The organism is Desulfosarcina sp. (assembly GCF_046496365.1).
Lineage (GTDB): Bacteria > Desulfobacterota > Desulfobacteria > Desulfobacterales > Desulfosarcinaceae > Desulfosarcina.
This window is the reverse complement of record NZ_JAWOHB010000075.1, coordinates 1-5,864: the sequence shown is the minus strand read 5'-3', so window position 1 is coordinate 5,864 and position 5,864 is coordinate 1. Positions and strand designations below refer to the sequence as shown.

Sequence of the window (5,864 nt, the reverse complement as noted above, 5' to 3'; positions counted from 1 at the left end):
ATCATGTTTTTTGATTATTTTGAATTACTTGCTTTTTCATGTCCTCAAGGAGTGACCGTCATGCAAACCTATCCCATCCCCATGGTCCCCGGTCCGGTGGTCGTTCCCGAGGCCATCCGGCAGGTCTACCTGGAGCCCTATGGTTCAGGGGATCTGGAAGTCGAATTTGTCGAACTGGTTACGCGCACCCAGCGGCGCCTCAAAGCAATATTCGGCACCCGTGATGACATCGTGATCCAGTCCGGAGAGGGGATGCTGGTGCTGTGGAGTGCGCTGAAAAGCTGCCTGGTGCCCGGCGACCGGGTGCTGGCGGTGGCCACTGGGGTCTTTGGATACGGCATCGGCGAAATGGCGCAGTCCATCGGTGCCGAGGTGAAAACCCTGGGCTTCAGCTACGATGAAACCATTAACGACATGGCCCGCATCGAAGCCGCCATCGCCGAGTTCAAACCGCGCATGATCACCGCCGTTCACTGCGAGACGCCCTCGGGTACCCTGAATCCGCTGGAGGAGTTGGGCCGCTTGAAGCATGCCTACCGGGTGCCCCTGTTTTACGTGGACACGGTGGCCGGTGCCGGCGGTGTTCCGGTATTGGCCGATGACTGGCATATCGACCTGTGCCTGGGCGGATCCCAGAAATGCCTTTCCGCACCGCCGGACATCTCCTTTCTGTCGGTGAGTCCCAAGGCATGGGAGATAATCGATGCCGTGGGCTATGTGGGCTACGACGCACTGAAGCCCTTTCAGCATGCCGTTGAAAACCGCTATTTCCCCTACACACCCAGCTGGCAGGGCGTGGCTGCCCTGTATGCGGCTGCCGGTCTGCTGTTGGATGAGGGGCTGGAGAACAGTTTTAACCGCCACGATGCGGTGGCCCGGTTTTGCCGTCGCCGGCTGGTGGAGATGGGGATCGATCTGTTTCCGGCTCCGGGTGCCGTCCCCTCGCCGACGGTGACGGCGGCGAGGATTCCCCAGGGGTTTACCTGGGAAGCGTGGGACCGACGGCTGCGCGCGGAAGGGCTCGTGGTGGCCGGCAGCTACGGTCCCCTGGCGGGAAAGGTGTTCCGGCTGGGTCACATGGGTTCCCAGGCGGACAAAGAACTGGTCACACAGGCCCTGGAAGTTATCGCCGCCACGCTGAAGTGACATTCCGGAAACGGCCTGTGCTTGAATCGAGGATCGACCCGCTTACCCAATGGAGTCAAACCGATGATCAAGACAGTCAATTGGACGCCGCGGCGCAAGAAAATCGCCATCACCCTGGCCGCCGCTGTTCTGGTTTACATCCTGTCCGGGTTCGTTGCGGCGCCTTTCATCGTCCGGCACCTTTTGGAGAAAACGGTGGCCGCGGCCATCCATCGACAGGTGACCGTTGAGCAGGTGCGGGTCAACCCGTTCACCTTGTCGCTCACGCTCCGCCATCTCGACATCCGGGAACCCGGTGGCGCCCCCTTCGCGAAGCTGGACGAAGCCTATGCCAACCTGCAGACGGCATCGTTGTTCAAGTGGGCCCTGGTGCTTAAATCCGTCCGGTTGGTCAACCCGTCGATCGAACTGGCGCGCACGGGTGAGGCCACCTTCAATTTTTCGGACATCGGCGGAGGCAGGGAAACCGCCGCCGGGGCGCCGACCGACGGCGGCGGGTTGGCCCTGGTGGTCGTCGACATGAACATCACCGGCGGCCGTATCGGCCTGGACGACCGGGTGGCTGCCGTCAGCCACCGCATCGACGATCTCAACCTGGGTGTGGCCGACTTTTCCTCCCGACCGGCAGACGTGGATGTGGACACGCGGTTCAACCTCTCCGCCCGGATCAACGACGCCCCGTTCACCCTGGATGGAAAGGCCAAACCCTTCAGCCCCGGTCGGGAGGCCCGGGCCGAAATCGGTCTCCAAAAATGCCAGGTGCGCCACTATCTGCCCTATGTCCCGCTGCCGGAGAACCTTGTCGTCCAGTCCTTCACGCTGCAAACCAACAGTGAAGTCGATTTCCGGATGCTGGCGGACGGCACCCCGGAACTGGTGGCGGCCGGGCAGACCGAGCTGATCGATGTTCGCGTGGGGGATGGCCATGGAGAACCCTTCTTTCACCACCCCGACCTGAAATTCGACCTGCTGCCCTCCAAGGTCCTCAGCGGTCAGCTGCGCTTCGGCAAGGTGGAATCCGATGAACCGGAGTATTTCCTCAAACGGCTCCCTTCGGGGGATCTTTACCTGCCCTTTCTGGCGGCAAGCGCTTATCGCAAAGCCGAGGAGAAGGCGCAAGCGGACGCCGGAGATTTTCAGCCGGTGGTGACCATCGACGCCCTGAATCTGACACGGGGCATTGTCCACCTGACGGATCTGTCCAACCGGGCGCCGTTCACCACCACCATCACCCGCCTCGACCTGGAGGTGGAGAATTTCGGCCTCAACAGCGACCGCACCGCCGGATACCGACTGCAGATCAACACCGAGGCCGACGAATCGATCGCCGTGTCCGGGACCGCTTCACTCACGCCCCTTGAGGCATCGGGGACGATCGATGCGTCCGACGTCAAGGTTCCGCGCTATTATCCCTACCATGCGGATCGATTCGGCTTCAAAACCGTGGACGGCCGCGTTTCCCTGATGGGCAGCTACCGTTTTCGTCAGGAAAATAATAGGCCCCTGGTCTCTTTGACCGGCGTTTCCTTGAATGTGGACGCACTCAAGGTGGTGGCCGAAGCGGACGATGCACCGCTGATATCTTTCGACCAGCTGCGGGTTGGCGACGCCACCGCGGAGTTGGCCCAAGGTGAAGTGACCCTGGGGAGCTTCGCGCTGTCCCGTGCCCATCTCCTCTGCCGAAGGGAGAAGGACGGTACCCTGAACCTGATAAAGGCCTTTCGGCCCCGGAGCCAGGCGGGATCCCCGGACGATGTCGGAGCGGCCGGTGAGCAGACGGCACCGTCGGAAGCGCCGATACCGGCAGCGCTGACCGTCACGCTCAAGTCGGTCAGTGTTTCCGAGGGTGCTGTGGATGTGGAGGACCGGGTGCCGGGCGATCCGGTCCGGCTGCGCCTGGCGGACATCGCCCTCACCGCGGCCGACCTTTCCACGGCGCCCGGTTCGACCGGCAAAGCGGAGCTGTCGCTGCACTGGGAGCAGGACGGTCAGCTGCAAGCCGCCGGAGAGGTCTCCCTGGCGCCCCTTGATCTGGATATGACGGTTAAGATGCAACAGATGGACATCCGCCCCTTTCAGCCCTACCTCTCCGACCAAACGGGGTTGATCGTCACCCAGGGTTATTTCAATACGCAGGGTCGGCTGGTGATGAAACCGGGTCAGGCGGCTTCGCCGGTGGTCACTTTCCGGGGAAAGGCCGGACTCAACCGGTTTGCAGCCATCGACCGCAAAAACACCGACGATTTTCTCAAATGGGAGGATCTGCTTCTGGACAAGCTCGAGGTCGACGTCGAGCCGACCCGTTTGGCTGTTGAGCAGATTTCCCTTGCCGATTTCTTCGCCCGCGTGATCATTGACGCGGATGGCGGCGTCAATATCGTCTCCATGTTCAATCAGCCGGATGATGCCGCGGCGACCGATGCCGGTAAGACCGACCGGGCCGCATCGGCGCCGGAAGCGAGCCAGGTACAGTCGTCCAGCCCTGAAAAACCAACCATCCGCATCGCCCGGGTCAACCTGAGCAAAGGGACGGTGGATTTTTCCGACCGGTTGATCGAACCCAATTTCAACGCCCGATTCCACGACCTCAGCGGCCAGGTTTCCGGTCTCGCGTCCATGGCCGAAAAAAGGGCCGACGTACTCCTGGAAGGGGTGTGGTCCAACCAGGCCCCGGTGAAGATCACCGGGCAGGTCAACCCGTTGATCGAAAACCCCTATTTGGATCTGAACCTGAATATCTCGGATATCGAACTGAGCCCCTTTTCACCCTACTCTGGAAAGTACATCGGCTACATTATGGAGAAGGGGAAGCTGACCTTCAACGTGGACTATCTGATGGAGAACAAAAGGCTGGAGGGCAAAAACAGCATCTATATCAATCAGCTTACTCTGGGGGATACGGTGGAGAGCCCCGACGCCGTGAACCTGCCCATCAAGCTGGCGGTGGCCCTGCTCAAGAATCGCGAGGGAAATATCGAACTGGATCTGCCGGTAAGCGGCAGTCTGGATGACCCCGAGTTCAAGATCGGCAAGGTGATCCTGACGGCCCTGAAAAATCTCATCGTCAAGATCATTACCTCGCCCTTTGCCGCCCTGGGTGCCCTGGCCGGCGGCGGCGGCGAGGAGTTGAGCCACATCGATTTCGCTGCGGGCGACAGCCGCATCAGCCCGGATAATAGGGAGAAGATAGACAAACTGGCCAAGATCCTTTTCGAACGGCCCGCCCTGAAACTGGATGTCCAGGGCACGGCATCCCTGGAGGGTGACGGCGAGGCCCTGCAGGCCGTCGTGCTGGAGAACCGGCTCAAGACGAAGAAGCTGCAGCAGATGATGAAATCGGGAAAAAGCGCCGTTCCGCTGGAGGAGATCTCCCTGACCGAAGAGGAAAGAACGGCGCTGCTGGCGTCGCAGTTTGCCGATGACCAGGTTGCCTTGCCGGTGGACAGCAGCGGAAAGCCCGTTGAACTGACGCCGGAGACAATGGAACGACTGCTGCGTGAAAACACGGTGGTGACGGAGAACGATTACCGCAGCCTGGCCAACGACCGGGCCTTCAACGCCAAGAACCAACTGCTGGAAACTGGCCAGGTTGAGCGTGAACGGGTTTTCATCGTGGAACCAAAACTCGGCGCCGGGGACCAGCAGCAGGCCCCTGCCGGAACGGGGCGCGTCGTGTTCAGCCTGAAATAAGTTCCTTGTCGGACGTTTCCAGGAGCCGTCTTCATGAGTGGCGCATGGCCACGGCCTTTCTCCTTGTGGATTGGGTTTAACTATTTATTCCTGTGACTTCCGCCCGGTTGCGTGCTCGCATCGACAGCTGTCGAATTGGTGGATGCGGCAGGCAATGGATGACTGAAGCCGGTTGATCCCTTCGGCGGTGATCCATAATCGCGATCGGGATGGATCGGTGGTGATCAACCGGTTTTTGACCATTGAATTGATCGCCGACATGATGCTGCCGGCCGGGATGTCGGAAAATTGTTCAAAGACATCCCGGCTGTCGATGGTGCCATCCTCAGCCTGTCCGTTGATCGGATTGCACATAAAATAGAGGATATTGATTTCCAGATTGTTGATTTCCATGGGGACCGTTTCCCGGGCCCACCATTGTCCGTGTTGCCTGTCTGCGGCACAAATCTGCCCGCCGGCTTGAAGGTGGCCCCTTGACCTGCCGATATAAAACAAGTATCAGGCCAACTGTCAAAAATGCGCTAAACCAATACAATCACGATGCTATCCGGCCAACTTGCCTTCCGGCAGCGGCTCAATCATTTGTTAGAGTCAATATTTTGAGTGTTTATATCAATTTATTGAACCGCGAACTGAAAATCGATTGTTTGTCCCTGCGGTGCTGCGCGGCACTGCCGTTACAGGCGCATCATTTCCTGCGGCTTGGTGCACGGAGGCTTCAAAAGTATGCCCATGTCCAGCGGCTGGCTCGGCCTCATCCGGCTTGACAAGTCCCGACGCTCCGATCTACAATCGCACACACGGTCCATTGCGGATGCGTCGATCAATAGGGTTTTTTTTTCTTGCCTGATCCTATCTGAAACCGACATGTTCACACCGAAGGTGATTGGATGCACGCCGTTGACGTCCAAGGTGCTCTTGACCCATGGCAACCCGGTCTCTTCAGCCTTATCCTATATGCGGTTGTCGTCATGGGGCTGGCAATCGTGCTTCTTTTTCTGTCCCGCTGGTTGGGCCGGCAGCAGCCC

Annotated in this window: 3 protein-coding genes; 2 read left to right on the top strand and 1 reads right to left on the bottom strand. The window is 59.7% G+C overall.

Features of this window, described 5'->3' with window-relative positions:
- Positions 1 to 60: 60 nt before the first annotated feature.
- On the top strand, positions 61 to 1,146 hold the full coding sequence (locus R6V78_RS06500) for a pyridoxal-phosphate-dependent aminotransferase family protein (protein ID WP_410288527.1): 1,086 nt from the start codon (positions 61 to 63) through the stop codon (positions 1,144 to 1,146).
- A gap of 63 nt (positions 1,147 to 1,209) precedes the next feature.
- The gene (locus R6V78_RS06495) at positions 1,210 to 4,836 is read left to right on the top strand and encodes a DUF748 domain-containing protein (RefSeq protein WP_410288526.1); all 3,627 of its coding nucleotides are present in this window, start codon (positions 1,210 to 1,212) and stop codon (positions 4,834 to 4,836) included.
- Positions 4,837 to 4,920: 84 nt separating this feature from the next.
- On the opposite strand, the gene R6V78_RS06490 is transcribed toward R6V78_RS06495, so the two are convergent.
- On the bottom strand, positions 4,921 to 5,229 hold the full coding sequence (locus R6V78_RS06490) for a hypothetical protein (protein ID WP_410288525.1): 309 nt from the start codon (positions 5,227 to 5,229) through the stop codon (positions 4,921 to 4,923).
- Positions 5,230 to 5,864 lie beyond the last annotated feature (635 nt).